19 protein-coding genes and 1 riboswitch are annotated in these 26,194 nt (G+C 74.3%); of the genes, 6 read left to right on the forward strand and 13 right to left on the reverse strand.

Annotated elements, in window-relative coordinates; translation table 11 throughout:
* The first annotated feature begins 61 nt into the window (after positions 1-61).
* From LQ51_RS19180 to LQ51_RS19195, 5 genes are all read left to right on the forward strand, one after another.
* Complete coding sequence (locus LQ51_RS19180) at positions 62-1,537, forward strand: NAD(P)/FAD-dependent oxidoreductase (protein ID WP_046567632.1); 1,476 nt, start codon at positions 62-64, stop codon at positions 1,535-1,537.
* A gap of 69 nt (positions 1,538-1,606) precedes the next feature.
* Positions 1,607-1,717: riboswitch (SAM riboswitch) on the forward strand.
* Between the two features lie 32 nt (positions 1,718-1,749).
* Positions 1,750-1,881: a hypothetical protein gene (locus LQ51_RS34285; protein WP_255352243.1), complete on the forward strand. Its 132-nt coding sequence runs from the start codon at positions 1,750-1,752 to the stop codon at positions 1,879-1,881.
* 104 nt (positions 1,882-1,985) lie between these two features.
* Positions 1,986-2,843 (forward strand): ABC transporter substrate-binding protein, encoded by an 858-nt coding sequence (locus LQ51_RS19185; RefSeq protein ID WP_046567634.1) that lies wholly within the window; start codon positions 1,986-1,988, stop codon positions 2,841-2,843.
* 36 nt (positions 2,844-2,879) lie between these two features.
* Positions 2,880-3,653, forward strand: a complete 774-nt coding sequence (locus LQ51_RS19190; protein WP_046567636.1) for an amino acid ABC transporter permease — start codon at positions 2,880-2,882, stop codon at positions 3,651-3,653.
* Positions 3,650-4,402 (forward strand): amino acid ABC transporter ATP-binding protein, encoded by a 753-nt coding sequence (locus LQ51_RS19195; RefSeq protein WP_046567639.1) that lies wholly within the window; start codon positions 3,650-3,652, stop codon positions 4,400-4,402. The genes LQ51_RS19190 and LQ51_RS19195 overlap by 4 nt, the downstream gene beginning before the upstream one ends.
* On the opposite strand, the gene LQ51_RS19200 is transcribed toward LQ51_RS19195, so the two are convergent.
* The 6 genes from LQ51_RS19200 to LQ51_RS32860 all read right to left on the reverse strand — a co-directional run bounded on the left by LQ51_RS19200 (position 4,359) and on the right by LQ51_RS32860 (position 10,585).
* Positions 4,359-4,868: a hypothetical protein gene (locus tag LQ51_RS19200; protein WP_156313152.1), complete on the reverse strand. Its 510-nt coding sequence runs from the start codon at positions 4,866-4,868 to the stop codon at positions 4,359-4,361. The genes LQ51_RS19195 and LQ51_RS19200 overlap by 44 nt on opposite strands.
* Before the next feature lie 100 nt (positions 4,869-4,968).
* Positions 4,969-7,098 carry a B12-binding domain-containing radical SAM protein gene (locus tag LQ51_RS19205; protein ID WP_156313153.1) on the reverse strand — a complete coding sequence of 710 codons (2,130 nt, stop codon included), beginning with the start codon at positions 7,096-7,098 and terminating at the stop codon, positions 4,969-4,971.
* 10 nt (positions 7,099-7,108) lie between these two features.
* Positions 7,109-8,509 (reverse strand): TfuA-like protein, encoded by a 1,401-nt coding sequence (locus LQ51_RS19210; protein ID WP_052744970.1) that lies wholly within the window; start codon positions 8,507-8,509, stop codon positions 7,109-7,111.
* Complete coding sequence (locus LQ51_RS19215; RefSeq protein WP_046567642.1) at positions 8,502-9,668, reverse strand: YcaO-like family protein; 1,167 nt, start codon at positions 9,666-9,668, stop codon at positions 8,502-8,504. The genes LQ51_RS19210 and LQ51_RS19215 overlap by 8 nt, the downstream gene beginning before the upstream one ends.
* Before the next feature lie 28 nt (positions 9,669-9,696).
* Positions 9,697-10,071 carry a hypothetical protein gene (locus LQ51_RS19220; RefSeq protein WP_156313154.1) on the reverse strand — a complete coding sequence of 125 codons (375 nt, stop codon included), beginning with the start codon at positions 10,069-10,071 and terminating at the stop codon, positions 9,697-9,699.
* A gap of 151 nt (positions 10,072-10,222) precedes the next feature.
* Complete coding sequence (locus LQ51_RS32860) at positions 10,223-10,585, reverse strand: hypothetical protein (protein ID WP_156313155.1); 363 nt, start codon at positions 10,583-10,585, stop codon at positions 10,223-10,225.
* 365 nt (positions 10,586-10,950) lie between these two features.
* On the opposite strand from LQ51_RS32860, the gene LQ51_RS19230 reads away from it, so the two are divergent.
* Positions 10,951-11,706, forward strand: coding sequence for a MerR family transcriptional regulator (locus LQ51_RS19230; RefSeq protein WP_052744971.1), 756 nt, complete (start codon positions 10,951-10,953; stop codon positions 11,704-11,706).
* Between the two features lie 8 nt (positions 11,707-11,714).
* Here LQ51_RS19230 and LQ51_RS33470 read toward each other — a convergent pair whose 3' ends face one another.
* From LQ51_RS33470 to LQ51_RS19265, 7 genes are all read right to left on the reverse strand, one after another.
* The gene (locus tag LQ51_RS33470; protein ID WP_197087835.1) at positions 11,715-14,732 is read right to left on the reverse strand and encodes an ATP-binding cassette domain-containing protein; all 3,018 of its coding nucleotides are present in this window, start codon (positions 14,730-14,732) and stop codon (positions 11,715-11,717) included.
* Between the two features lie 19 nt (positions 14,733-14,751).
* Positions 14,752-16,929, reverse strand: coding sequence for an NHLP family bacteriocin export ABC transporter peptidase/permease/ATPase subunit (locus tag LQ51_RS19240; protein WP_046567647.1), 2,178 nt, complete (start codon positions 16,927-16,929; stop codon positions 14,752-14,754).
* On the reverse strand, positions 16,926-17,735 hold the full coding sequence (locus LQ51_RS19245) for a hypothetical protein (RefSeq protein WP_046567648.1): 810 nt from the start codon (positions 17,733-17,735) through the stop codon (positions 16,926-16,928). The genes LQ51_RS19240 and LQ51_RS19245 overlap by 4 nt, the downstream gene beginning before the upstream one ends.
* Entirely contained in the window at positions 17,732-19,195 is a 1,464-nt protein-coding gene (locus LQ51_RS31385) for a SagB family peptide dehydrogenase (RefSeq protein WP_052744972.1), read from the reverse strand. Before LQ51_RS31385 ends, LQ51_RS19245 begins: the two co-directional genes overlap by 4 nt.
* Positions 19,196-19,276: 81 nt before the next feature.
* Positions 19,277-21,550, reverse strand: a complete 2,274-nt coding sequence (locus LQ51_RS19255; protein WP_052744973.1) for a TOMM precursor leader peptide-binding protein — start codon at positions 21,548-21,550, stop codon at positions 19,277-19,279.
* Positions 21,551-21,694: 144 nt separating this feature from the next.
* Positions 21,695-22,702 carry a hypothetical protein gene (locus LQ51_RS19260; protein WP_156313157.1) on the reverse strand — a complete coding sequence of 336 codons (1,008 nt, stop codon included), beginning with the start codon at positions 22,700-22,702 and terminating at the stop codon, positions 21,695-21,697.
* 150 nt (positions 22,703-22,852) lie between these two features.
* Complete coding sequence (locus LQ51_RS19265; protein ID WP_082159528.1) at positions 22,853-25,762, reverse strand: helix-turn-helix transcriptional regulator; 2,910 nt, start codon at positions 25,760-25,762, stop codon at positions 22,853-22,855.
* Positions 25,763-26,194: the final 432 nt, after the last annotated feature.

The raw sequence follows: 26,194 nt of genomic DNA on the forward strand, positions 1-26,194 counted from the left end.
TCCCGGCCAGGACGGGTAAGGGCGGGGCCGCATCGGCACGCTCACGGGGGGCGCGGACGGTATGGGTGACGGCAACGGAACCGTGGTCATCGGAGCGGGGCCGGCGGGGCTGACCGCCGCCTACGAGCTGCTGCGCCACGGCGAGGCGGTACGGGTCTACGAGGCGGACGAGGTGGTCGGCGGGATCAGCCGCACGGTGGTACGCGACGGCTGGCGGTTCGACATCGGCGGGCACCGGTTCTTCACCAAGGTCTCCCGGGTCGAGGACTTCTGGCACGAGATCCTGCCCGACGAGGATTTCCTGCTCCGGCCCCGGATGAGCCGGATCTACTACCGGGGCGCCCTCTACGACTACCCGCTCAACGCCACCAACGCCCTGCGCAACCTGGGCCTGCGGGAGGCGCTGCGCTGCGTCGGCTCGTACGGGCGGGCCCGGCTGCGCCCGCCGCGGGACCAGTCGCACTTCGAGGGCTGGGTCTCCGCCCGGTTCGGCTGGCGGCTCTACTCGATCTTCTTCAAGACGTACACCGAGAAGGTCTGGGGGATGCCCGCCGACCAGTTGCAGGCGGACTGGGCGGCCCAGCGGATCAAGAACCTGTCGCTGTCCACGGCGGTGCTCAACGCGCTGCTGCCCCGACGCAACCGCAAGGACGTGACCAGCCTGATCGAGGAGTTCCAGTACCCGAAGCACGGCCCCGGCATGATGTGGGAGCGCTGCACCGAGGAGGTGGAGAAGCGGGGCGGCACGGTACGGCTGAACACCTGGGTGGCCGCCGTACACCGGGACCCGGCGATGCGCCGGGCCACCGCCGTGACGGTGCTCGACGCCGACGGCGAGCGGACCGAGCCCGCCGACCACGTGATCTCCTCGATGCCGATCTCGGCGCTGGTGCACGCCATGCGCCCGGCGGCGCCGCCCGAGGTCCGCGCCGCCGCGGACGACCTGCGCTACCGGGACTTCCTCACCGTCGCGCTGGTGGTGCCCGCGGAGTTCTCCTTCCCGGACAACTGGATCTACGTGCACGACCCGGCCGCGAAGGTGGGGCGGATCCAGAACTTCGGCTCCTGGTCGCCGTACCTGGTCAAGGACGGGCGGACCTGCCTGGGGCTGGAGTACTTCGTCTTCGAGGACGACGAGATGTGGCGGACCCCGGATGCCGACCTGATCGCCCTCGCCACCGCCGAGCTGGAGCGGCTCGGCCTGGTCCGCCCCGGCTGCGTGGAGACCGGCTACGTGGTCCGCATGCCGAAGGCCTACCCGGTCTACGACGAGCACTACCAGCACAACGTCGACGTGATCCGGGACTGGCTGGCCCGGGAGGTCACCAACGTGCACCCGGTCGGGCGCAACGGCATGCACCGCTACAACAACGCCGACCACTCGATGCTCACCGCCATGCTGACCGCGGAGAACATCGCCCACGGCGCCGGGCACGACGTCTGGACGGTCAACGTCGAGCAGGACTACCACGAGCAGAAGGCGCCGTCGCGGCACGGCACCGGCCGGGACGCGCCGATCATGCCGGCCCGCCGGTAAGGCGCGGCGCGTGAGGGTGGTCATAACCGCTGGACGAGCCCGGCGGGGCTGCTGCTAGCCTTCTGTGCAGGTCATGAGTGCCAGCGCCAAGCCCCGGCTCGCTGGCCGGCAACCCTCCTCCGCGGTGGGGTGCCCCGGGTGAGGACCAGGCACCGGCAGCCGCCGGTGCAAGCGTGGCCTGGCACCCAGGTCAGCAACGACCAGGGAGACCCATGTCTGCTCGACCCCACACCCCACCCGCCGACGGCGTCGCCTACCCGGCCGGTTTCGCGCTGGTAAAGCGCCGGCACGTCGACCTGATGCGGGTGTGCAGCGACGCCTGTCGCGGCCCCGGCGCCCGCTGAGCGCCACTCCCCCCTTTCCTCGATCCACCTCGCGGCCCCGTCCTGCCCCGGCGGCGCCGTCGGCGGCGCGCGCCTCGCGTCGCCGTCCACATTGGAGATGAACCGTGCGTATCCGTACCGCCCTGACCCGCGTCGCCGTGCTCGGCGCCGCCGCCGTGCTCGCCACCACCGCACTGACCGCCTGCGGCGACGACGGCTCCACCAGCGAGGCCGCCAACCCGTACGGGCTGCTCCAGCCCGGCGTCCTGCGGGCCGGCACGCTCACCGACGCCCCGCCGAACGTGTACCTGAAGGACGGGAAGTTCACCGGCTTCGACAACGACCTGCTCACCGCCGTCGCCGCAAAGGCGGGGCTGAAGGTGGAGTTCGTCGGCACCGACTTCTCCGCGCTGCTGGCACAGGTCAACAACCACAAGTTCGACGTGGGCAGCTCGTCCATCACGATCACCGAGGCACGGAAGAAGACCGTCGACTTCGGCAACGGCTACGACTTCGGCTACTTCGGGCTGGACGTGCCGGCCGGCTCGACGATCACCGGCTTCGACCAGCTCGCCGGCAAGCGGGTGGTGGTCGTGCAGGGCACCGTGCAGGACGACTACGCCACCGGGCAGAACCTGAACCCGGTGCGGGTGCCCGACTACAACGGCGCGGTCAACCAGCTCAAGGCCGGCACCGCCGACGCCTGGATCGCCCCGGCCGAGATCGGCGACACGTCCGCCGCGGACAGCAACGGCAAGATCAAGGTGGCCGCCAAGCAGCTCAGCCCCGCGCCGACCGCGTACGCCGTCGCCAAGGGCAACGACAAGCTGCGCGAGGCGCTGAACAAGGGCCTCGACGAGGTGATCGCCGACGGCACCTGGAGCCGGCTCCAGGCGCAGTACTACCCGGGCCGGCCCATCCCGGCCGACTTCACGCCGGGCAGCGGCACGGTCGCGGTGCCGTCGCCGTCGGCGGCCTCCTGACCGGACCGACGTGGCACGAGCGGGGCGGAGGCAGACATGGATCCACTGAGCACCCTCTGGGAGACCTTCTTCGACTGGGCCTCGATGCGCGAGGCGCTGCCCGAGATGGTCACCGTCGGGCTGCCCAACACGCTGCTCCTGGCGGTCTCCGCCGCCCTGCTCGGCTCGGTGCTGGGCATGCTGCTGGCGGTCGCCGGGATCTCGCGTACCCGATGGTTGCGGTGGCCGGCCCGGGTCTACACCGACGTGTTCCGCGGCCTGCCCGCGGCGGCGACCATCCTGCTCATCGGCGTCGGCCTGGCGCCGCTGGGCATGCAGGTGTGGGGTCCCAACCCCTATCCGCTCGGCGTGCTGGCGCTGTCGCTGATCGCCGCCGCCTATCTCGGGGAGATCTTCCGCTCCGGCATCCAGAGCGTCGAGGCCGCCCAGCTCGAAGGGGCCCGGGCGCTCGGTTTCTCCTGGGGCGAGGCGATGCGGCTGGTGATCATCCCGCAGGGCGTACGCCGGGTCCTGCCGGCCTGGGTGAACCAGCTCATCGCGCTGATCAAGGACTCCAGCCTGGTCTACTTCCTCGGCCTGGTGGCCAGCCAGCGGGAACTGTTCCGGATCGGTCAGGACTACGCCGCCACCACCGGCAACGAGTCGGCGCTGCTGCTGGCCGGCCTGTTCTACCTGGCGCTGACCGTGCCGCTCACGCACGCCGTCAACGCGATCGACCGGCGGCTGCGGCAGGGCCGGCCGGTGGCCGCGCCCGATGTCGACCTCGAACCGACCGGCCTCGCGACGCCGAGCGGAAAGGACCCGCGATGAGCACCACCACCACCAGCATCGACGGCTCCGTCAGCCTGGCCGTCCGGGACGTGCACCTGGCCTTCGGGTCGCACCCGGTGCTGCGCGGCGCCGACCTGGACGTCGCCCGGGGCAGCACCGCCTGTGTGATCGGGCCGTCCGGCTCCGGCAAGTCGACCCTGCTGCGCACCATCAACCGGCTCATCGAGCCGGACCGCGGCGACGTGCTGCTGGACGGGCGCAGCGTGTTGCACGACGACCCGGACGCGCTGCGCCAGCGCGTCGGCATGGTCTTCCAGCAGTTCAACCTCTTCCCGCACCTGAGCGTGCTGCGCAACATCACCCTGGCACTGCGCAAGCTGAAGAAGCTGCCCGAGGAGGAGGCGGTGCGGCTCGCCCGGGCCCAGCTGGACCTGGTCGGGCTCGCGCACAAGGCCGACGCCCGGCCGGCGCAGCTCTCCGGCGGGCAGCAGCAGCGGGTCGCGATCGCCCGGGCGCTGGCCCTGCGCCCGCAGGTGATGCTCTTCGACGAGGCGACCTCCGCGCTCGACCCGGAGCTGGTCAAGGGCGTGCTCGCGGTGATGGCCGACCTCTCCGCCGCCGGGATGACCATGGTGGTGGTCACCCACGAGATGGGGTTCGCCCGCGAGGTCGCCGACACGGTGGCGTTCATGGACCACGGCGTGGTGCTGGAGGCGGGCGCACCGGCCGCCGTGTTCGAGGCACCTAACCATCCGCGGCTGCGCCGCTTCCTGTCCCAGGTGCGCTGAGCCGCGCCGCCGCTCGGGCCCGCGCCTGCCTGCGCAGGCGCCGGCGCCGGGCGGCGCGCGGCGAGCCCGCCCAGAGCCAGAAGATCATCAGGGCCGTCCCGACCAGCCCGGCCACGCTCACCCCCCAACCGGGGGCCGCACCCTCGGTCACCGGCGGCAGCGCGCAGCCGGTGGGTGCGTAATCGACCGTGATCCGGGAACCCGCGGCCGGCACGCGCCCGCCGGGAAAGGCGCTCCGCTCGATCCCGCACAGGACCGGAAGGTCCGCGAGCTGATCCACCCGCAGCAGCACCGCGCCGGTGGGGTCCGGTCCGTCGAGCACCTGCGCCGGCACGAGCACACCGGCCGGTGGCCGTGGCGGCCGCGGGTCGGACCAGATCCCGAGGACCACCAGGAGCGCGCACGGCAGCAGGAGAGCGAGCGGCATTCCCGGGTAGGGCCGACGGAGGTTCGATGGCCACACCATGGGCCGACGGTAGCGGCGGCGATCAACGGGCGGTCCCGGTCACCCGGCTCGGCGGCCGGGCAGGGCGTGGCCCGAGGGCGACCCCGTCCGGCGCGGCGGCTCAGCTCGCCGGCGCGGGCTGGTCCGGGGCCCGGTGCCGGCGGATCAGCCGTTGCCCGATGAAGGTACGCCACACCCGCTCGGCCACCGCCGGCTCGACGACCCAGACGCGGCGCTGCGCGTCGGCGAGGGTGAGCGGCTCGGCGAACAGGTCCAGGAACAACCGGCTGCTGCGGTTGAGCGCGAACACCTGACCGTCGGCCCGCCGGAACAGGTGCCGGCCGGCCGGCAACTCGCCGGCGCCGTCCGGGTCGTCCGACCGGATCCGCCGGTACGCCTCCCGCAGCTGCGCGTCGCCGTCGTCCACGAAGCTGCCGTTGGCGAGGAACTCGGTCCGGTCGTCGGAGTCGAGCCGGACCCGGTCGGCGGCGAGCACGCCGCGCACCGCCGTGCCGTAGCGGTCGTGGTAGAAGAACGTGTGCGGGGTGTCGGTGCTGCCCAGCCACGGACGGTGGAAGTGCCCCGGGTTCAGGTCGGCCTTGGCCCGGGCGACCTCGTCCCGCGCCGCCTCGGTCACCGGCTCGTCGTAGCGCAGCATCCGGACGATGTCCGAGCCCTCCACCGGCCGCACGTTGGTGATCCCGAAGCGCTGCGGGTCCTTGGCGACGATGGCACCCGGGGTGAGCATGAAATCGCCGAGCCCGCCGAGCGTCCACAGGTCGGGGTTGTCGCGCAGGAAGGTGATGCTGTCCAGCGCCTCCTCCCGGGTCTCGGTGGGGAAGCCGGTGAACCCCATCATCTGCACCCCGATGTTGGCCTTGGTCATCGCGGTCATGGTGCGGCGCACCTGCTCCGGCCTGGTGCCCTTGTCGATCAGGTCGAGGATGCGCTGGTTGCCGGACTCGAAGCCGACCGAGACGGCGACGCAGCCGCTGCGCCGCAACAGCTCGCACCGCTCGTCCGACCAGTACTTCTCCAGCCGGATCTCCGCGCCCCACCGGAAGTCCAGCCCCCGGTCGACGACCTGCTCGGCGAAGCGCAGGATGGTCGCGGGCGCGAGCACGTCCACCGAGAAGTAGATGAACTTGGCGAACCGCGACAGCTCGGTGACATCCGCGACCATCCGGTCCACCGTGTCCTGCCGCCACGGGCTGGTGGGACCGTCGGTGTTCAGGCCGTAGTCGCAGAACGTGCACTTGTTCCAGTAGCAGCCCCGGGTCGGCGAGTAGTAGACGAACCGCTCCGGGCTCAGATACAGGTCCCAGGGCAGGCCGGAGAAGTCCGGCACGGGCAGCTGCCCCAGCCGTTCGTAACGCAGCGGCAACTGCCGCTGGCGGCCGTACCGGGGATGCAGGCGGACGTTGGGATGCCCGGCCGGCAGGGCGCCGGCCGCCACCGCGTCCAGGATCTCCGTGTACGCGCTCTCCCCCTCGCCGACCACGATCGCGTCGAAGTCGGCCAACACCTGGAAGACGTACTCGGGTCTGCTGGCGCACTTCCAGACGTCGGAGATCTCCGTGCCGCCGGCGACGAGGAAGACGTCCGGGCAGGCCCGCCGGACGAGCCGGGCGATCCAGAGCGCGAACGGCAACTGCCACTGGTAGGTCGCGCTGATCCCGATGACCTGGTGCCCGCCGGCGGCCAGCCGCGGGATCAGCACGTCCTCGTAGTACGGCTGGAAGGGCCGGTTGAGCCGGCCGAGCACCGCTTCGTCGGTCAACGCGGCCACCGAGCCGATCGAGACCATCGGCGGTGGGTGCAGCCGGAAACCGGCCCGGAACTGCCCCGGGAAGCCCACCGCGCCGAGCGCGTCCATCCAGGAGATGACGCCCTCGACGGCGTCCTGGTAGTGCCGGTAGTCGTAGAAGAGGGCCGGATCCCGCAGCACCCCGATCGACCGGCGCAGCCGCTCCGGGTCGGGGTCGGGCAGGCCGAGCCGGTTCGCCCGGGCCATCAGCGCGTCCGGGCCGCGCAGGTCGTCGGTCGAGACCCGGGACAGCTCCCGCCGCAGCCACTCGTACGCGGCCGGGGTGTGGGAGTGGTGGAACGCCTCGATGTTGGCGTCGATGATCTCCGCCGGCCGGTGCCCCTGGGCCCGGGCGTACGAGTCGAGGTAGTTCAGGGAGTGGTAGCCGGAGGTGGGATCGGTCAACGGGGGGTAGATCAGTGCCGCCTTCACCGTGCCGCTCATCGACCCCTCCTCAGCCGACCCGGGCCGGTGCACCGGCCCGGGTGTTCTCGCGCGTCCGGTCCCCGGCCACCGCCGGCAACCGCGGATCCCCGACCGCCCTGACGTACGCCACCAGGGGTTCCGCCGCGTACCGGAACGCCGCCAGGTCGACGAAGCCCCGGTCCCAGGCCGCCGCTTCCAGCCCGTCGGCGGCACAGCCCCACAGCCGCGCGAAGCAGGCGTCGACGACCTCGGTGCGGAAGTGCAGCCGGCCACCCGGACGGCGGTGCCCCGTCGTACGCGGGACGAGGGTCTCGTTCAGCGCCGCCGCGGTCGCCGCGACCTGCCGGGCCGCGTCGCGCAGCCTGGGGGTACGCAGCGGCGCCGCGACCATCCACAGCGCCAGGCTGCGGTACGGCGTGGTCCCGAAGGCCCGCACCAGCACCCGCAGGACCGCCTCCCGGTCGTCGAGTCCGCGCTCCCCCGCGGTCAGCCAGTCCCACCCGTCCGGCGGCGGGCCGGTCAGTCCCCGCCGGTGGGCGGCCTCGAGGGCACGCTCCTCGACCGTCGGGTCGGTGATGTCGACCTCGGCCAGGCCGGCCAGGACCCCGCGCCGGTGCCAGGCCGGCGCCTCCGGGTGCAGCAGCAGCAACACCGCGGCCAGGTCCCGTTCGGTGACCCAGTGCCCGCCGGCCGGCGAGCCGGCGAACCGGGCCCGCCAGCTGTCGAGGAAGCGGGTGTGCAGGTTGTCGATCGGCTGGTCGTCGGCGTGCCGCGGGCGCAGCTCGGGCGCGCCGGCCGCCGCCATGGTCAGCAGCAGTCGGGCGTCGGCGCTCTTCGCGTCCCACGGGTCGCGGCGGTGCCAGGCGAGGAACCGGTCCACCGTGTCCGCCGCGGCGGGTGGCGCGGTCCGCTCCAGGGCGCGGTACGACCGTTGCCGGAACGGCAGGTCCCGGCCCAGCTCCAGCAGCAGCGTGGCCTCGGCGTCGTCGAGCACGCCGGCGGCGACGGCGCGGCGCAGCGCGACCCGGACGTTCACCAGCGGCTCGCTCAACGTGCGGTGGCCCTCCTCGGCGGGCCCGTGCACCACCGCCACCTCGTCGTCGCCGGTGACGACGCCGTCGCGGTAGAGCTGGAACACCTCGCCCACCCCGCGCATCCCGAACGGCCACAGCTCGGCGGCGCGCAGCGCGCCCATGCTGGCGGCGCCGGCCACGGTCACGCCGCGGTCAAGCAGGTCGAGGATCTCCCGGTGGCGGACCGGCGGGTGTTGCAGGAAGAACCCGTCGATGATGAGGACCCGGTCGCCGGGGCCGACGTCGAGGCGGAGCAGGTCGCCGTGCGCGACGGGCGGCAGCACCACCGCGTCGGGCAGCAGCCGGACGACCTCGCCGGCCGGCAGGCTCGGGCCGATGAAGACGACGTCAGTCACGGGGCACTCCCGGTCGGGTACTCAGGGCCCGCTCGTCGAACATCCGCAGGCCGGGGGCGAACACCTTGCTCACCGCGATCCCGATGTCGTCGTGGGTCAGGTCGACGCTGAACGGTTCGACGCCGGTGATCCGCTGCACCCGCGCCGCCAGCTCGCGCAGCACCTGGGCCACGTCCCCTTCGGGTGGGGCGTCCCGGCGGACCGGCGCCAGGGGCCGGTCGACGGTGGGCGGCGGCACCGGCGGCGCGCCGACGTCGTGGTACGCGGTCGCGTCGATGTCGTCGCGGGCGCCGGAGACCATCACCAGCCGCGACTGGGCGGCCTCCGACATGGCCCGGCCGACGGCGATCTCCGGGTCCACGTGGCAACCGAAGCCGCCGAAGGTGACCGGCAGGTCCGGTGACCAGATCGAGGCGGCGTAGCAGGGCACGCCGACGGCGTTGGTGATGTCGCAGACCTCCACCCAGCAGCCGGCGCGGACCAGCGCCGCGTGCACGGTGCGGGTCATCGCGTTGGTGGCGGTGCCCGGATCGGTGTAGCTGCGCTCGGCCAGCGCCGACGTGCAGTACGGGGCGATGCAGTCCCGCTCGACGACCTCCAGCAGGGCGTGCAGGCTGGCCTCGGCGAAGGTGTTCCCGGTGGCCAGCCCGTTGCTGCTCGGCGTGAACAGGGCACGGTCCCAGCCCCGCCGGACGGTGAAGTCGAGCTCGATGGTGGCGCGCGGCACCAGGCACTCGGCGCCGGTCACCAGCCCCCGGCCGGTCACCCAGTCGAGCTGGACGGCGGGGGTCAACGGTGACCGTTCCGCCAGGTGCAGCCACCGCACGTCGTACGGCAGGTCGAGCGCCTCGGCCGGGGACCGGAGAACGGTCCCCGGCCGGAGGTTCTCGGCGTGCCAGGACTCGATGCTCTCCATGACCGCGCTGACCCGGGACTGCGTCGCCGTGACGCCGGTGCCGACGCTCACCGCCATGGTGGCCCCGACGGGCCGGTAGGCGACGTGCACCGGCAGGCCGATCTCGTCGAGCCGGGTGATGTCGGCGACCCGGGTGATCCGGAACCGGTCGAGCAGGCCACCGACCCGTTCCCAGGTCTGCTCCACGGTGGCCGTCCGGTAGGTACCGGAGCGGAACGCGATGGTCTCGGTCGGGTCAGTCATCGAGGCTCCCGGCGGGGGTGGGGGGAACTCAGACGATGAGGACGGCGATGACGTTGACGTTGTTGTCCGCCACCGCCGCCACCCCGCCGGCGACGCTCTCCAGCTCCGCCTCGGTGAGCTCGTTGAGGTCGACCAGCGGCACCTCGGGCACGTGCAGCACGTGCCGGCCGGGCGTGCCGGACCAGTCGGCGACGATCTGCTCCTTGGTGTAGAGGGTGGCCGGCTGGGCCCGGTCGACCTCGACCACCGCGCCGGGCGCCACCGGCAGGCCGGCCGCCGTCGCGTAGCCGGTCGGGTCGGCGAGCAGCCGCCCCAACTCCTCGTCGCTGCGCCACACCGCGGTGACCAGTTCCGAGTACTTGGTCACGAACCTCGCGCCGTATTCCTGCTCGTCATTGCTCATCGTGTGGTCCTTCCCTCGGGGATCGCCGCGGAACTGGCGGGGTGAATTGCTGTGGCGAGAACGCTAGAAAGCTCGGGATTCGACAATCAAGGATTTCTGCCGGCTGCCATCAGAATGTGCCGCGCGGGCCGGCCGGCGGCAGACATCGATGTCAGGTGCAGCAGCACGGGCAGCAGCAGGCACAGCTGGAGTCCAGGCCGGCGACCACGCTGTCCAGCTCGTCCTCGGCCAGCTCCGCCTCGGCCACCGGCTGCAGCGACGGCACGTACAGCAGGAAGGTCCCGGTGGTCGTCGCCGACTGCCACGACTCGACCTGCACCTCCAGGTCAGGGTCCACGTCCGCGGCATCCCGAACCACCCGGACCTGCACCTCCTCGGGCAGCGCGAGCCCGTAGCCGGCGAGGAAACCGCGCGGGTCCCGGTCGAGCGCCTGCTCCCTGGCCGGGTCGGCCCAGACGTCGGCGACCAGCCGGCTGTACGCGGCCACGAAGACCGCTCGATCGACAGGTGTCATCACCCCTGCTCCCTTCCGAATGCGACCGCCCGCGATCGGGCGATGACGTCGGCCGGCGGCACGGTCGGTTCCGGCCGCCCGGCTCCGGTTCATCGTCGGCCACCCGGGGACCCGGCCCGGCCGGCGAACGGGAATTTCATCGAATGTGGCCGGGAAACGGTCGGGCCACGGGGAAAGCGGGGTAATTGGCAATCAGCGGCTTCGACGGATCGCGGATTCTAATGAGGTACGTCGCGGTGGACAAGTAGTAATTCCCCGCCTGTCACCCGCCCAGTGCCCGCCAATACGCTGCGATCAACGGGGCGTCCACCCGGAAGCGGTGGACGGGATGCCGTGTTCGTCGCCGAGCGCTCCCGGAGGCCACCGTGACCATCGACCAGATGACGACCGCGGCGGCGCCGGCCGGCGGTCCCGCCGGCTACACCGTGGAGGAACTCGCCCGCAAGGTGGGCATGTCGCCGCGCAACATCCGGGCCCACCAGGCCCGGCGGCTGCTCGCCCCGCCGGTGCGGCGCGGCCGGGTCGCGCGCTACGACGACTCCCACGTCCGCCGGTTGGACGCGATCCTGGCCCTGCAACGGCAGGGCTTCAACCTGGTCTCCATCGAGGCGATGCTCGGGGTCCGGGCCGGTGATGACGCGCCCGACGGGTTGACCGCGATGCTGCAACGGCTGGCCGCCGACCGGCCGGCGCTGGCCCATGCGCTGACCCGGCACGGCGTGATCGGACGGGCCGCCGACGGCACCGTCCGCACCGTCCGGCCCCGGCCGCTGCGCGCCGCGTTGGAGCTGCACCGGCTGCGGATGGGCACGGTGCCGGCGTTGCAGACCCTCAGCGAGGTGCTGGACAGCCTCCGGCCGATCGCCGACGAGCTGGTCGCCGCCGTGACCGCGCGGATGCTGGCCCTGTCGCCGGAGCCGGTGCGCGGCGGATCCCGGGCGTCCTGGTCCGACCTGGACCGGGAGACGCTGCTGCTGACCCAGGGCGTGGTGGGCATCCTCACCGAGGCGTTCCGGCTCGCGGTGGAGAACCAGGCCGAGGCGCACGTCGCCGAGCTGCTGGAGAACCACCTCGACGCGGGCGTGTGCCTGGAGGACAGCACGGTCATCGACAACGGCTGACCGGCGCCTCAGCCCGTCGCCGGCTGGCCGTCCGGCTGCCGCTCGGTGTCGGGCCGCTCCGGGTCCGCCAGCAGCTGCCGCCGCGCCAGCCGGTGGAACAGCCCGTCGGGCTGCGCCATCAGCTCGTCGTAGCTCCCCCGCTGGACGATGTGCCCGTCGTCGAGGACCACGATGGTGTCCGCCGCCCGGACCGTCGACAGCCGGTGCGCGATGATCACGCGGGTGGCGGCGAGCGCGGCGGTGCTCCGGGTGACCACCTCCTGGGTCCGGTTGTCCAGGGCGCTCGTCGCCTCGTCGAAGAAGAGGATCCGGGGCCGGGGCGCCAGCGCCCGGGCGATCAGCACCCGCTGGCGCTGGCCGACGGAGAGCGTGCCCCCGCCGAACGGCACCATCGTGCTCATCCCCATCGGCAACGCCTCCAGGTCGTCGGCGAGACCGGCCATCCGCGCCGCCTCCCAGACCTGGTCCAGCGGGAAGCTGCCGGCACCGCAGATGTTGTCCCGCACGGACCCGGCGAACAGTTGGCCGTCCTGCAGCACCACGCCGCACTGCCGACGCACGGCGTGCACGTCCAGCTCGGAGAGGTCCTGACCGTCGTAGAGCACCGCGCCCTGCTGCTGGCGTTCGAAGCCGAGCAGCAACCGGAGCAGGGTCGACTTGCCGCAGCCGCTCGGACCCACGATCGCGACGAACTCGCCGGGGCGTACCCGCAGGTCGATGTCGACGAGCACCGGCGGCTCGTCGGGCTGGTAGGCGAAGGTGAGCCGGTGCAGCGCGATCTCGCCGCTCAGCTCGCCGGGGTCGATCCGATCCGGGCGGGCCTCCGGATCGGCGTGCAGGATCTCCCGCAGGCTGCCCAGCCGCGGCACCGCCGCGATCACCTCGACGCCCGCCGACACCAGCACCAGCAGCGCGCCGAGCAGCATCGCGAAGCCGACGTTGAGGACGAAGAAATCGGCCGGCGCGACCTGCCCGGCCAGCGGCCCCATCAACACGGCGAACAGGACCAGCTGGCCGGCGACCGGCAGCACGGTGGCGAAGGCGACCAGGCCCGCCTGGCTCTGCCGGACCCGTTGCAGCGCCGCCCGGGCGACGGCGGCCACCTCGGACCAGCGGGCGTGCGCCCGCGCCTCGGCGGCCGCCAGCTTGATCTTGACGATGCCGCCGAGCAGTTGGTTGGTCATCGCCGCGGCCCGGTGCTCGGCGCGCAGGGCGACCCGCTGCTGACCGGCGATCAGCACGGCGAAACCGGCGAACCCGAGCGCGGTGGCGGCGACGATCCCGGCAGCCCACCAGCCGAGCACCGGCTCTACCACGAGCAGCATCCCGAGCGTCACCACGACCGTCGCCCCCGCCGAGACGAGCTGCGGCAGCAGCGCGCTCAACGCCTCCCCGACGAACGAGATGCCCAGCATCGAGTTGGCGATCTCCCCGCTGCTGCGGCCGGTGAAGAAGCGGGCCGGCAGGCGCATCAGCCGGTCCCAGACCGCCAGCTGGGCGCCGGACTGCAACCGGCCGTCCAGCCGCAGCAGCCGCAGGTTCTGCACCACCCCGACCAGCCCGGCCACCACCGCGGCGGCGAGCATCAGCGCCAGGAAGCCGAACAGCCCGTCGACCTCGCCCTGCCGGGCCAGTCGGCCGAGCACGGCACCGGTGGCCAGGGGTACGCCGAGACCCAGCAGCGCCACGCAGGCGCCGGCGAGGACCAGGCCCCGTACGTCCCGGGCCGCGCCGACCAGTCCGGCCCGCAGCAGGTGACGCATCCGGGCGGCCGGCGGCAGCGGCGCCTGCACCTGGGTCGCCTCGGCGGCGTACGTCGCGGCCGATGCCGCGTCCACCGCGCCGAGCGCCCGGGTGTCCGGATCCACGTGGTGGTAGCGGCCCCGGCGGAACAGCAGCGGCACCGCGACGGCCGGTGCCGGGTCCGCGCCCGTCCGCCACCCCACCAGCGGCCCCAGGTCCCGGCGCCACCACCGCTCCGGCAGGGTGACCTCCCGCAGGTACAGACTGGACGACCGGGCCACCGCGTGCACGGCGGCCCGGTCGTCCAGCGGCGTGCGGGCGCGGTCCGGGGGCTCGTTGACCGGGCTCCCGGTGCCCTCGGTGACCACCCGGACCACCGCGGCCGCGCGCCCGTACCGGTCGAAGCCGGGCTCAGGCGCCGGGAGCGGGACGGTCTCGCCCACGCCGAGCACGCCGATCGACCGGCGGGCCGCCGCGGCGAGCATCGCCGCGTCGAGCTGCCGACGCCGGCGCACGGCGTCCAGCAACGCCCCGTCCGCCTCCTCGATCCGGGTCTCCACCATCCGCAGCAGCCGGGCCACGTGCTGATCGACCGCCGACCGGAGCTGACCGGTGGCCAGCAGGTCCCCGCTGCTGTGGCTCTCCACCACGCAGGCCGACTCGGCCACCACCCAGTCCCGGCCCACCACGAGCAGCAACTCCCGCTCACCCGACATCTCCGCCGGGCCGCCGTCGTTGCGGCGCAGCTGGCCGCCCGCGCTGCGCAACCACCAGGCGCCGCCGGTGGCGGTCAGCGCGCTCCCCTCGGCCAGCGAGACGATCTCCCGCCCGCGCAGGGTGGACGCGCCCCGGGGCGCCTGCCCGCGCCGCAGCGCGTCGGCCACGCCGACCAGCACCGCGTCCACGGCCACGACCAGTTCCCGCGCCGCGGCCCCGGCCCGCCCCGACGCCCCGGGCTCCCGGCCGAGGCGGACGTGCCGCTCCAGCAGGGCCAGCTGATCGCGGGCGAGCCCGCGCAGCTCCGTGCCGGGCAGCGGCACGAGGATCAGCTGCCAGGCGCCGAGCGCGGTGGACGTCGGCACCAGACCCCCGGCCGGGAGTCGGGCCACGTGATGCCGGCGCGACGGGCGCATGCCGGCCCGGCGCACCGCGAACAGGTCGGCCGCACCGCCGGTGACCAGCCAGCCGGCCACCGGACCGTCCAGGCGACAGGCCTGGCGTACGGGATCGCCACAGAAGCCGGTCAGGCCGCCGGGCGGAGTGTCCTCCACCGGGTCACGCATAGCCTCTCCTCGGGTCGGGTCAGTGGTCCCGGACCAGCCGCGCGTACGCGCCGTCCCGGGCGACCAGCTGCTCATGGGTGCCGCGCTCCACCTCACGACCGCCGTCGAGCACGACGATCAGGTCGCAGTCGCGGACCGTGGACAGGCGGTGCGCCACGATCAGGCAGGTCGCCCCCCGCCGCCGCAGGTGCAGGTCGATCTGCCGTTCGGTCTCGGCGTCCAGGGCGCTGGTCGCCTCGTCCAGCACCAGCACCCGCGGGTTGCGCACCAGCGCCCGGGCGATCTCCAGCCGCTGCCGCTGCCCGCCGGAGAAGTTGCGGCCGTTCTCCCGTACCGCGCTGGCCAGGCCGCCCGGGCGGGCTGTCACCTCGGCGTGCAGGCAGGCGTCGGTCAGCGCGGACACCACGTCGTCGTCGGGGACCGTGAGGTCCCACATGGTGACGTTGTCCCGGACCGTCCCCTCGAACAGCCGTTGGTCCTGGTCGACCATGGCCACGGTGGCCGCCCAGAGACCGTCGTCGGTCTCCGCGCGGGTCACGCCGTCGACGGTGATCCGGCCGGTCCACGGGCGGTACAGCCCGGCGACGAGCCGGCCCACCGTCGACTTGCCGCTGCCCGAGCGACCGACCAGGGCGACCCGGGCACCGGGCGGCAGGTCGAGGCTGAAGTTCTCCAGCAACGGCCGGCCCAGCGGGTGGTAGCCGAAGGTGACCTCCTCGATGCGTAGGTGGCCCTCCAGGGGCGCGGGCGGCGGGGCGGGCGATCCGGCACCGGCCGGCAGCGGGTACCGCTCCACGTCCCGGAGCCGGTTGAGGTCGGCGCTCATGTCCTGCAACCGCGAGCCCAGCGCGGTCAGGTTGCCCAGCGGCCGGTTCATCGCGGCGGCCAGGCCCTGCATGCCGACCAGCACGCCGACGCTCATCGCCTCCGCGATCACCCGCTGGCTGCCCAGGCCGAGCAGGACCGCGGTGGTGCCGGCGGCGAGGAACGCGGGCAGCACGGACAGCACCGCGGTCGGCACGCCCAGCCGCTGCTGGCGGGTCGCGACGGTGGCGTTGCGCGCCGCGAACCGGGCAACGGCGCGTTCCTCCTCCCCGCCCGCCTTCACCGTCTCGATCATCTGGACGGTGGTGTAAACGGTGGTCACCAGCTTGCTGCGATCCGCCTGGAGGCCGGCGACGGCCGTCGACCGGGTCGACGCCACGTAGCGCAGCACGCTGACGTTCAGCCCGGCCAGAACCACCGCGCACAACCCCAGCAGCAGGTCGTACTGGCACAGCAGCGCGCCGTACGCCAGCACCAGCGCGGTGTCCACCACGGTGGTGGCCGCCCGGCGGGTGAGCACCTCGGCGACCAGGTCGTTGCTGCGGACCCGCTGGCCGAGGTCGGCGGCCTGGCGCTGGTCGAAGAAGGCCGGCGGCAGCCGCAGCAGATGTCGGAAGAAGCGGGCGGCGCTGGCCAGCGCGAGGGTCGTCTCCGCCCGTACGGTCAGCCGCTGCTGGAGCAGGCTGGCCAGGAAGGTCAGCACGGTGGCCACCGCCACCGCCGCGACCAGGCCGGCGAACGCGGCCCGGTCCTCCTGCAACAGCACCCGGTCGACGAAGACCCGGGCCAGCACCGGAATGGTCAGACCGACCACGGCGATCAACAGGCCCAGCAGCAACACCTGCGCGATCGCCGAGCCGGGGCCGCGCCACCGCTCGGCCAGGGCCCGGACCAGCCGGTAGCGGGCGCCGCCGGGACGGAACTGCGGGCCGGGCCGCATGGTGAGCACGATGCCGGTGAAGGCGCCGTCGAACTCCTCCCAGCTGACCGCCCGCGGGCCGGTGGCCGGATCGTTGATGAAGACCTTCCGCCCCAGCCCCTCCAGCACCACGAAGTGCTCGAAGCGCCAGAACAGCACCGCCGGCAGCGGCACGCCGGCCAGGCCGGCCAGGTCCATCTGGAAGCCCTTGGCCTCCATCCCGTACCGGCGGGCGCCCTTGAGCACGGTGGCCGCGGTCGAGCCGTCCCGGCTGACGCCGCACACCCGGCGCAACTCCTCCAGCGGCACGTGCCGGCCGTGGTGACCGAGCACGATGCCGAGCGCGGCCGCGCCGCACTCCACCGCCTCCATCTGGATCAGCGTGGGGGTGCGGACCCGGCGCCGCCGGATCCTGGGGGTCTGCGCCGCCGGGGCGACCGTGGGCGCGCTCATCGCCGCAGCAGCCAGTCGATCGGGTGCTCCCGGTCCACGGTGAACCAGGCGGTCACCTCACTGGCCGAGTTGAGCTGGAACGGCGGTGGGGACTTGCTCCAGCGCAGCCCGCCGGGCGCGGCCGGGTCGGGCACCAGCGCCACCGTCACCCGGACCACGCTGCCGTGCGCGAGCAGCCGCCGGACGTCCTGGCCCGCGCCGAGAAAGGCCCGCAGCGACGCCTCGGTCTCCGGAAAGGCGCCCACCTCGGTCACCTGACCGGCGAGGGTGCCGAACACGTTGCGGGGCGCCGCCGCGGCGGCCACCTCGACGGGCACCCCGGGCTGCACCATCGGCGCGGCGACGGCGGGGGCGTAGACGACGGCCTGCAACGCGTCGCCGGCGGTGTCCAGCCGTTCCAGGTCGGCCAGGTGACTGCCCGGCGTGACGATCTCCCCCTCCGAGACCAGCCAGGTGACGACGTACGCGTCCCCCGGCGCGGTCTCCACCCGGACCTTGCCGTCCTGGGTGCGCAGGCTGTAGAGGGGGGTGCCCTTGGCCACCCGCTGGTGCGGCGACGCCCACACCTTGGTGACCTGGCCGCTGTCCAGCGCGTCGAGGGCGGAGATCCCGTTGGAGTGGATCAGCACCCCGGCCGCCTCGACGGTCCGCGGCACCACGGTACGCACCGACCACCCACCCGCGGCCAGCACCACGATGATCAGCGCGGTGGTGGCCAGCCAGCTGGGCACGGTGGTGAGCCGGACCGCGCGGTCCAGCTGTTCGGGCGCCTCGAGCTGGCGCAGTGCCGCCCGCCGGAACTTCACGACGGTCCCACCTGCCCGGCCGTGCCGGCGGCCCGCCCCGCACCGAGCAGGAAATCGGCCACACTCGGCTCGACCAGCGGATCGAGCCCGGACAGCTCGGCGAAGGCGTGGGAGTCTCCGGCACCGAGCGCGCACGGGGCGAGCCCCATGGCGGTGGCGACGAGATACATCTGATGGGTCAACACCCCGGCGTCCTTGAGAATCATCGCGTAGCTCATCCCTTCGTACTTCCACATCAGCCGCTGTACGCGGGCGGTGACCACCAGGACCGTCTGCGGCGGCCGCGACATGGCGCCGGCCCCCCGGGCGTACGCCAGCAGCCGGTCGGCGGCCGGCCCCCAACCGGCGACCGGCTCCAGCCGGTGTCCGACCGGGTCGTAGTGGTAGAGCCCCGGGTCGAGCCCGGCGCAGCGGGCGACCAGTGGGTAGATCTCCAGCTCGTACACCCCGCCGCCGCCGGGGTAGGGCCGGTGGCCGACCTCCTGCCCGCCGGCCTGCCCGATGGCGGTGGTGTGCTGGGACCGGTACAGGAACTCCGCCAGCCGGTCCACGGTGAGCGGGTCCGCCTCGTCGTGCTGACGCACGCTGCGCCGGTCCGCGACGACCTGGCTGAACGGCGGATCGGCCTTGAGGATCGTCGCCGGGTCCGGCATCGGCAGCTCGACCGCCGGGCCCCCGTCGTGGTGGCGACGCAGCGGCTGCGGCGCGAAGCGGTCCCGCAGCCGGTAGGTGCCGCCCACCGGCAGGACGTGCCGCCCCACCCGGGAACGCTGGTGCAGCCGCAACTCCTCGGGCGACCAGTACGCCAGCGGCGGGTCGTCGTGTTCCGCGGCGAACTCGGCGGCGGTGACCAGGATCCGGGCGGTGACCAGCTCGTCGAGCACCCGCGCGGCGACCTCCGGCGGGACGCCGAGCGTGCGCGCCACCGTCTCGGGGCCGATCCCCCGCGCGGCGGCGGCCAACACGGCGCCGAGGGCGGCGTCGGCGCAGCCGACGGTGAGCGTGCTCAGCGACGAGGCGGCGACGAGCCGGTCCTGGTCGGGCGCGAGGGTGGCGAAGCGGGACAGCCGGTAGTGCGTCCCCGGCAGGTGCGGGCGGGTCTCCGGCAGGCTGCCCCGGCCGAGACCGGTGGGCAGCAGGTCGAACAGGGGCCGGTCGGCGACCTGGACGCGGCGGTCCAGCCAGCAGTGGGCCACCAGCCGCCGCAGCAGCAACTGGGCCGGCAGCACCCGGCTCTCCCCCTCGAGGCCGATCACCAGGCGGCCGACCTCGACGTCGCTGACCCAGTCGGCGGCCAGCCGCAGCAGCAGCGCCCGGCGGCCCATGCCCGGCTGTTCCAGCGCGAGCTGGAAACGGGTCTGCCGCAGGCTCAGCGAGCCGTCCTCACCCAGGTGCAGCTCCGCGTCGCGGCGCAGCCGGTACAGCTCCTGGATCGGCGGACCGCCGACGGTGCCGGTCACGGTGACCCCCGACCGACCGGGTCTGCCACTGTGGACATCGCCACATCCCTCCCCCGGTCCCGGCGGTGCCGGGACGGGTGGCTAGAAGAACACGTTCAACGGATTCGCGGACGCCTCGTCGGCGGCCAGTGGTCCGCGGCCGAGCCGGGCCGGCACCTCCCACAACCGGCCCGGGCCCAGCCGACGCCAGAAGTGCCGCAGGCCGGGCACCACGACCTTGACCACCGCCAGGTCGAGGTCCGGTCGCGACTGGTTGACCACGATCACCTCCAGGCCGGCCCGCTCCGCCCGGCGTACGCACCCGCGCACGTCGTCCCCGACGTCGCCGGTGGTCAGCGGCGGGTGATCGGCGAGGGTGCGCGGCCGCCGGGCGGGATCCGGGGTCAACCAGGGCTGGTCGGCCACCCGCACGGCGCCGAACCACCGGGCGCTGTCCGGGTCGTCGAGGCCGTACCGGTTGCGTCCGGAGGTGGGGCCGGGCACGGCGGGCAGGAACTGGTTCACCTCGGTGAACGCCCGGCTCAGCGCGACCCGGGCGTCCAGGTGCGCGCCGAAGCCCACCAGCACGTCCTCGGCCGGGCCGGCGGTCCGCCGGGACACCGCGGCGAACGCCGGGATGTCGAGGTCGGCGGTGAGGTCCAGGGCCCACAGCTCGCGGCCGAGCGCGCCGGCGTGATGCTCGACGCAGGCGGCCAGCCAGGGATCGGCGAACGAGGCCAGGTCCACCCCGGGCAGCCGGGAGCGGTGATACCACCAGAGCGCCACGCTGTCGCGCTCCACGAGTTCGCAGAAACCCTGCAGGATCGCCTCGGGCACGGTGCCGCCGGCCGCGCAGCCGTTCGAGTCCGCCGAGCACACCCCCAGCCCGGTCAGCTCCGGATGCCCGTACCAGCAGTAGGCCGCCGGCAGCTCGCGGGTCGTCTCCCGGGTCAGCGACCAGCCGGTCGTCCAGTCCAGCTCCACGTCGTCGGGCAGCGGGCGGGGAATCCGGTGCAGGTGACCGAGGTCGTCGTTGAGCCGGTCCCGGTCGGCGTACTGCCGCTCGGAGAAGAGCAGCAGCTCGCCCAGGTGCACCGCCCGATCCGCACCGAGCTGCCGGTAGCTGGCCCGGTGCACCGGCCGGTCGCCGCGCCACACCCCGCAGTAGCGCTCCACCGCCTCTCCGATCGCGCTCATCCGGGCCTGCAGGTCGGTCCGGCCCTTGCCGCCGCTCTGCCCGCGCAGGTTCCGGCGCAGGCCGGTGAGTTGCCGCGGCTGGGCGAAGTTGTGCCCGGCCGAGTAGGTGTGGGTGACGCCGTTGTCGGTCGCCTCCAGCGGGGTCAGTCGGCTCACCACGCCCAGATAGCGGCTCACGTGGTGGGCGAGCGCCGCGTACGCCTCGGCGGGTTCCCGGGTGCGGGAGTCGCCGGCCCGGCTGGGCTGGGTGCCGCTCGGCGGCAGGTCGATCCGCGGCTCGGCCTTGCCGACCAGGTCCGGGTCGCCGCAGGCGGGGCACTGCGGCTGGCGTACCAGGTGGTGGCTCTCCATGCTCAGGTCGCGGGTGTCCAGGGCGACCATCCGGCCGGTGAGCCGCGGCGACGAGCCCCGGAGGGCGAGCACGGCGAGTTCGGCGGCGAGCAGCCCGGCGACCACGGTGGCCAGTCCCGGCAGCACCGCCCGCCCGGGTTCGGGCACCGGACCGGTCAGGTCCTGCCCGCCGAGGAAGGCGGTCACCTGCTCGTTCTCCTGCCAGCGTTGCCGCAGGCAGGCCCAGCATCCGGTGCGGCCCGGCACCAGGTGGGGGCCGACGAGGAGGACGTTGCCGTGCGGCCGGGCCAGCGTCCAGTCGCGTCCGGCGGCCAGTTGCCGGTCGTTGAGTCTCGCCAGCCGGGGGTCCAGCATCGACGACGCCAGCACCAGCACGGGGCTGCCCGGGCCCGGCTCCGGCGCGTCCGGCCCGACCACCGTCACGGTGAGCCCCAGGGCCCGCAACGCGTCGGCGGTCTCGGCGAGCCGGGGGGCGTCGAGGTCCACCACGGTGACCGCGCCCTCGGCCATCCACCGGCTGCCGCGCTCGGGCGGCACGCCCCGGGCGTCCCAGCCGGCGGCCTCGGCCGGTGCGGTGTGTGCCGGGCCCGACGCCAGCAGTCCGTGGTCACGCAGCCGGGCCAGCGCCGCGGCGACCGCGGCGACCGGGTGCCGGCCGGCCAGCCGGGCCAGCACGTCGGCCAGCGGGGCGGCGCCGTCGAGCAGGCCGGCCAGGTCGGCGGCGACCGGATCGTCGACCAGCAGGCTGCGGGTCTCGCCGAGCACGACGAGCGGACCGTCGGGCAACCGGACCGGCAGGTAGTCCGAGCGGAATCGCGGACGCCACATGTCTTCCTCCCGGGCCGGGCGGGCCGGGCCGCGGCGGCGGCCCTGATCCTGGCTGCTCCCCATCGTCGCGTTCCGCCGCCGGGATCCCGCGTGATGCCACCGGTTTCTGCCGTCGGCGCCCGGGGCGGACGGCGGACGGCACGGTCAGTCGGCGACGGCGGTCAGCGCGGTGTCGTTGAGCCCCAGCACCGCGGCGCCCGTGGTCTGCGCCGGTACGAGCAGCAGGAAGGTCTCCACCCGGGTGACCCGGATCGTCCTCCCGCGCAACGCCGTGCGCTGCCCGGCGGCGACCAGGTCCGGGCTCTGCGGCACCAGCTGCACGGTGGCCGGGCCGCCGGGCGCGGGACTCAGCGTGTCGGTGGCGTGGATGGTCAGGAAGGCCAGCGTGCCGGCCGGCACGGTGACGGCGCAGTCGGACCACTCCGCCCGGTCCATGGTCCGCTTCACCGTCGCACCGACACCGGCCAACTGCTGCCCGTAGACCTCCCAGCCACCGGCGAACTGGTTGTCGAGCAGCGGGCTCGACGCGACCAGCGAGCGGTTGCCCGTCGTCGACCCGATGCTGCGGGCGAACACCTCGGCGGCGAGGGCCCGGCGGCTGGTCTCGTCCAGTGCCGCGCCGCCGGACGTCGCCGGCCGGCCGGCAATGCTCCGGGCGGTCACCAGGGCGGGCTGGGCGACCTGGACGTTGTGGCTGAGCTTCCACTGCCCGTCGGGCCCGAGCACGAACTGGCTCACGTCGGTGGGCGCCAGCTCCGAACCGGCGATCCGGAGCGTGGCGGTGGCGAGGAAGCAGCCCGGTTCGCCCGGAGGCAGCGCGAAGACCGGGTTGACATGCTGGAACGCCGGCTGCGGGCGCTGGTTGTGGGCGGCCCGACGGGCCGCGGCGATGCTCAGCTGCAGGGAGGGCGGCACCTCCTGGGTACGCAGCGCCTCGACGTCCCCGGAGACGGAGGCGGCGGAGTCGGCCTGGTCGAAGGCGGTGAGCACCAGGGCGGCCCGGTCCGGACCGAAGGCGGCCGTGGCGCCGGGCGCCGGGGCGGCCGCGTCGACCGGCTGGCCGCCGCAGCCGGCCAGCGCGAGCAGCACCGCCGCGGTGGCCGCGGCGAGCCGGGCCGGCACGAGATCTCGCGGGATTCTGCTGCCCACCATCTCGTCCTCCGTCCATCGCCGGTAGCGGGTTTCGCGCCCGATGCCGTCGAGTATGTGAGCCGCCGTCGGCTCCCGCCGGTGGCGGTGCGGCCTCGTGCTGTCCGGCCCGTCGGCGTTGCACGTGACGACGTCATCCGGCCCGGTTCGGCGTCACCGATCCGTGTCATCGAGCCGGGCCACCCAGGCGACCAGACCCGACCGGGAGGCCACCCCCGCCTTGCGGTAGATCCGGGTCAGGTGGGCCTCCACCGTCCGGGGGCTGATGTTCAGCTGCCGGCCGATCAGCCGGCTGGTCGCCCCGGTCGCGGTCAGCCGCGCGATGTGCCACTCCCGGTCGGTCAGGGCGGCGACCGCGCGCGGGCCGATCGGACGGGCCAGGCGCAGGCCGACCCGCTCGGTCCCGCACCGGACGGCCAGTTCCAGCGCCTGCCGACGGGCGCGGGCGGCCGGCCCGGCCCGGTCGGCGGCTTCGGCGGCGCGGGTCAGGGAGGCCAGTGCCAGGCTGCGCCGCAGCACCAGCCCGCCGGCGCGGAAGAGGTCGACGGCCGCCTCCAGGTGGGGCAGCGCCGCCACCACCTCGCCGCGGGCGAGCAGCACCTCCCCGTACGCCGACTCGGCGAAGCCGCGCTGTCCGGGCAGGCCGAGCCGCTCCGCCTCGGCCATCGCCCGTCGCGCCTGCCGCTCGGCATCGGCCGGCTCCCCGGCGGCGAGGGCGGCCGCGCAGAGCAGCTCGTACCAGAGTGGCCGGAGGGTGGCCTGCAGGCGGGTCAGCCGGGCGTCGCCGCCCGCCCCGCGCAGCAGCTCCACACAGGTCGCCGGGTCCCCGGCCAGCAACGCCGCGGTCGCCAGCGCGGTGGCGGCGGTACGACCGGACCAGCTGGCGCGGTCGCTGGCGAGCTCGACGGCGCTGCGGGCCAGCGCGACCGCCCGTTCGTCGTCGCGCAGGCCGCCGCGCCACGCGGTCGCCTCCGCCTCGCTGGCCAGCGCGACGCTCAGCAGGTCGCGGCTGCCGATCCGCCGGGCGACGATGCCCGCCTCGGTGGCCAGCTCGATGGCGCTGGCGAGCTGGCCGCTGTGGTACGCCACCCGGCTCCGGCCGAGCAGCAGCTGGCACAGGCCGTCGTCCCGGTGGGCCGCGCGGACGAGGGCCAGCCCCCGGTCGAGGTGCCGCACGGCGTCGGCCTGCCGTTCGAGGTGCAGTTCGGTCAGGCCGAGCGCGGCCAGACAGTCCGGGTGGTCCCGTACGTCCCGGTCCGGCAGCGCGTCGACGATCCGGCTGCCGGCGTCGACCAGGTCCCGGGCGAGGCCGAGTGCGCCGTCGTGCGTGGCGGCCAGGCTCCGGACGGCCAGCAGGCCGGCGCGGTCCACGCCGGACCCGTCCGGGTCACCGGTGAGCGCGTCGGGGGGTGGCCCGTCGGCGTCCTCGATGAGGCCGCCGGCCGGCGGCGGCACGGGGTTGCCCGCCAGGATGCCGGCGGCCCCGAGTTCGGTGGCGAGCCGGTAGCCGCCGGCGATCCCCGTGCCGGGCGGTAGCGCGGCCAACTCGCGCCGGCTGATCGCCTGTGCCTCCGCGTAGTTGCCGAGCAGGCGTTCCACCCGGGCCCAGAGGGCGACCGCCCGGGCCCGTCGGCCCTCCCCGTCGGCGGGGAAGAGCGGCACGATCTCCTGGAGCAGCGCGCGGCTCTCGGCGAGGTTGCCCGCCTCGCCGGTGATCCGGGCCAGGGCCAGCGAGACGTCCTGCCGGCGCCGGTTCGGGGCGGCGGTGGGACGCAACGCCCGCAGGGCCACCCGCAGCCAGCGGATGGCCAGGTCGGGTGCCTCCCGGCAGATCTCCTGGGCGGCCCGGCAGAGCACGTCGACGCAGCATTCGGCCCAGCCGCCGTGCGGCAGGTCCAGCAGCCGCTCCGCGTAGCGGGCCCGGTCCGCCGGTGGTGCTCCCCGCTCGTCCAGCGCGGTGAGTGCCCGCCCGTAGGCCGCCACCCGCCACGCCGGGTCGGTGTCCTGGGCGACCGCCAGCCGCAGCACGGGGTGCCGGAACGCGAACCGTCCGCCGCCCGGCACCCGGCGGATCAGGTCGCGCCGGGCCAGCCGCCAGCCGGATTCGGCGGCCAGCGCGGCCGGCACCTGCGCGACCGGGGCGAGCAGGTCCGCGTCGAACGGGACGTCGAAGACCGCCGCGGCGCGCAGGCAGGCCAGGTCGACCGTCGGCAGGTCCACCCATTCCCGGCGTAGGGCCGCGATCGCCGGGGCGGCGAGCTGGCCGCCGTGGATCGGGTCGCCGCGGTCCGGGGAGGTGCCGGGCTCGTCACCCGGCAACGCCCCCAGGTAGCCGGGATTCCCGCCGGTCAGGTCGTACCGCGCCGCCAGCTCCGCCGGATCGCGGGTCGGGCACAGGCGGGCCGTCTCGGCGAGGCTGAGCGGCCCGAGCTCGATCCGGTCGTGCACCCGCGGGTCGGGTCCGGCGCGGTCGTCGGGAGGCCCGAACGGCATCGGGGTGGCCATCTGGCGGGGCCGGTAGACCAGCACCAGCAGCAGCGGGGCCGGCACCGGATAGCGGAGCAGGTGGGCGATCAGGCCGGTGGAGGAGGCGTCGGCCCACTGCAGGTCGTCGAGGATCAGCACGAGGCCGTCGCGGGCGGCCCGGCCGATCAGCCGGCGCGCCGACTGGTAGATCCCGAACCGACGGGCATCCGAGGGTCGCGTCGGCGCCGGCGGCACCGGGGCGTCCGGCTCGGCCCAGACCTCCCGGGCCAGCCGTCCGGCGCCCGGCCCGGTTCGCGCGGGACGCCCCGCCGAGAGGGCGTGCCGGAACACGTGGAACGGCACCCCGCGCTCGTCCGGAGCGCAGCTGCCGACGACCCGGGGGACGGCCGGTACGCACCGCCGCAGAGCCTCGTGGACGAACCGGGTCTTGCCGATGCCGGGCTCCCCCACCACCTCACAGGCCAGCTGCCGGCCGCCCGCCAGCACCGCCGCGTGGGCGCTCGCGACACGCGCCAACTGTGGTCGCCGCCCGACGAAGCACGGGCCCGCCGGCGCATTGTCCAGCCCAGATGTCATCACGCAGATCAAGACGCTTTCCGGCACACTCCAATGGGGATTGCAGGCACTATACCGGGATGGCGAGGAAAGGCGAAGAATCGATGCGGCGAAAGACTGATTAGCTGGTCAAGGGGCGCGGAGAAGCAAATCCATTCCGGCATCGCGCCACAACCCACAGAAACGAACCGGTCACCGAACAGATGCACCGATCCGCCCATCTACCCACAAAAGGCCTCCACGAGCGGCGCTTACCGCCCGGACGCGGCGTCGCGCGCCCCGACCGGTCGCACCCGGAATTGTGCCCTTCGGCAGCGCCCGCACGCGGACAGGGCAAATAGCGCGACGCCCCCTGCCGGCCCCCGGAAATGACGTGCTCCCAATATCTGCGACATCCATTCCGGTCAAGATGTCAATTGCGGAATGGCACCGTACGGACGACCACGAACACCC

The sequence above is a fragment of the Micromonospora sp. HK10 genome (assembly GCF_000982955.1).
Taxonomy (GTDB): Bacteria; Actinomycetota; Actinomycetes; order Mycobacteriales; family Micromonosporaceae; genus Micromonospora.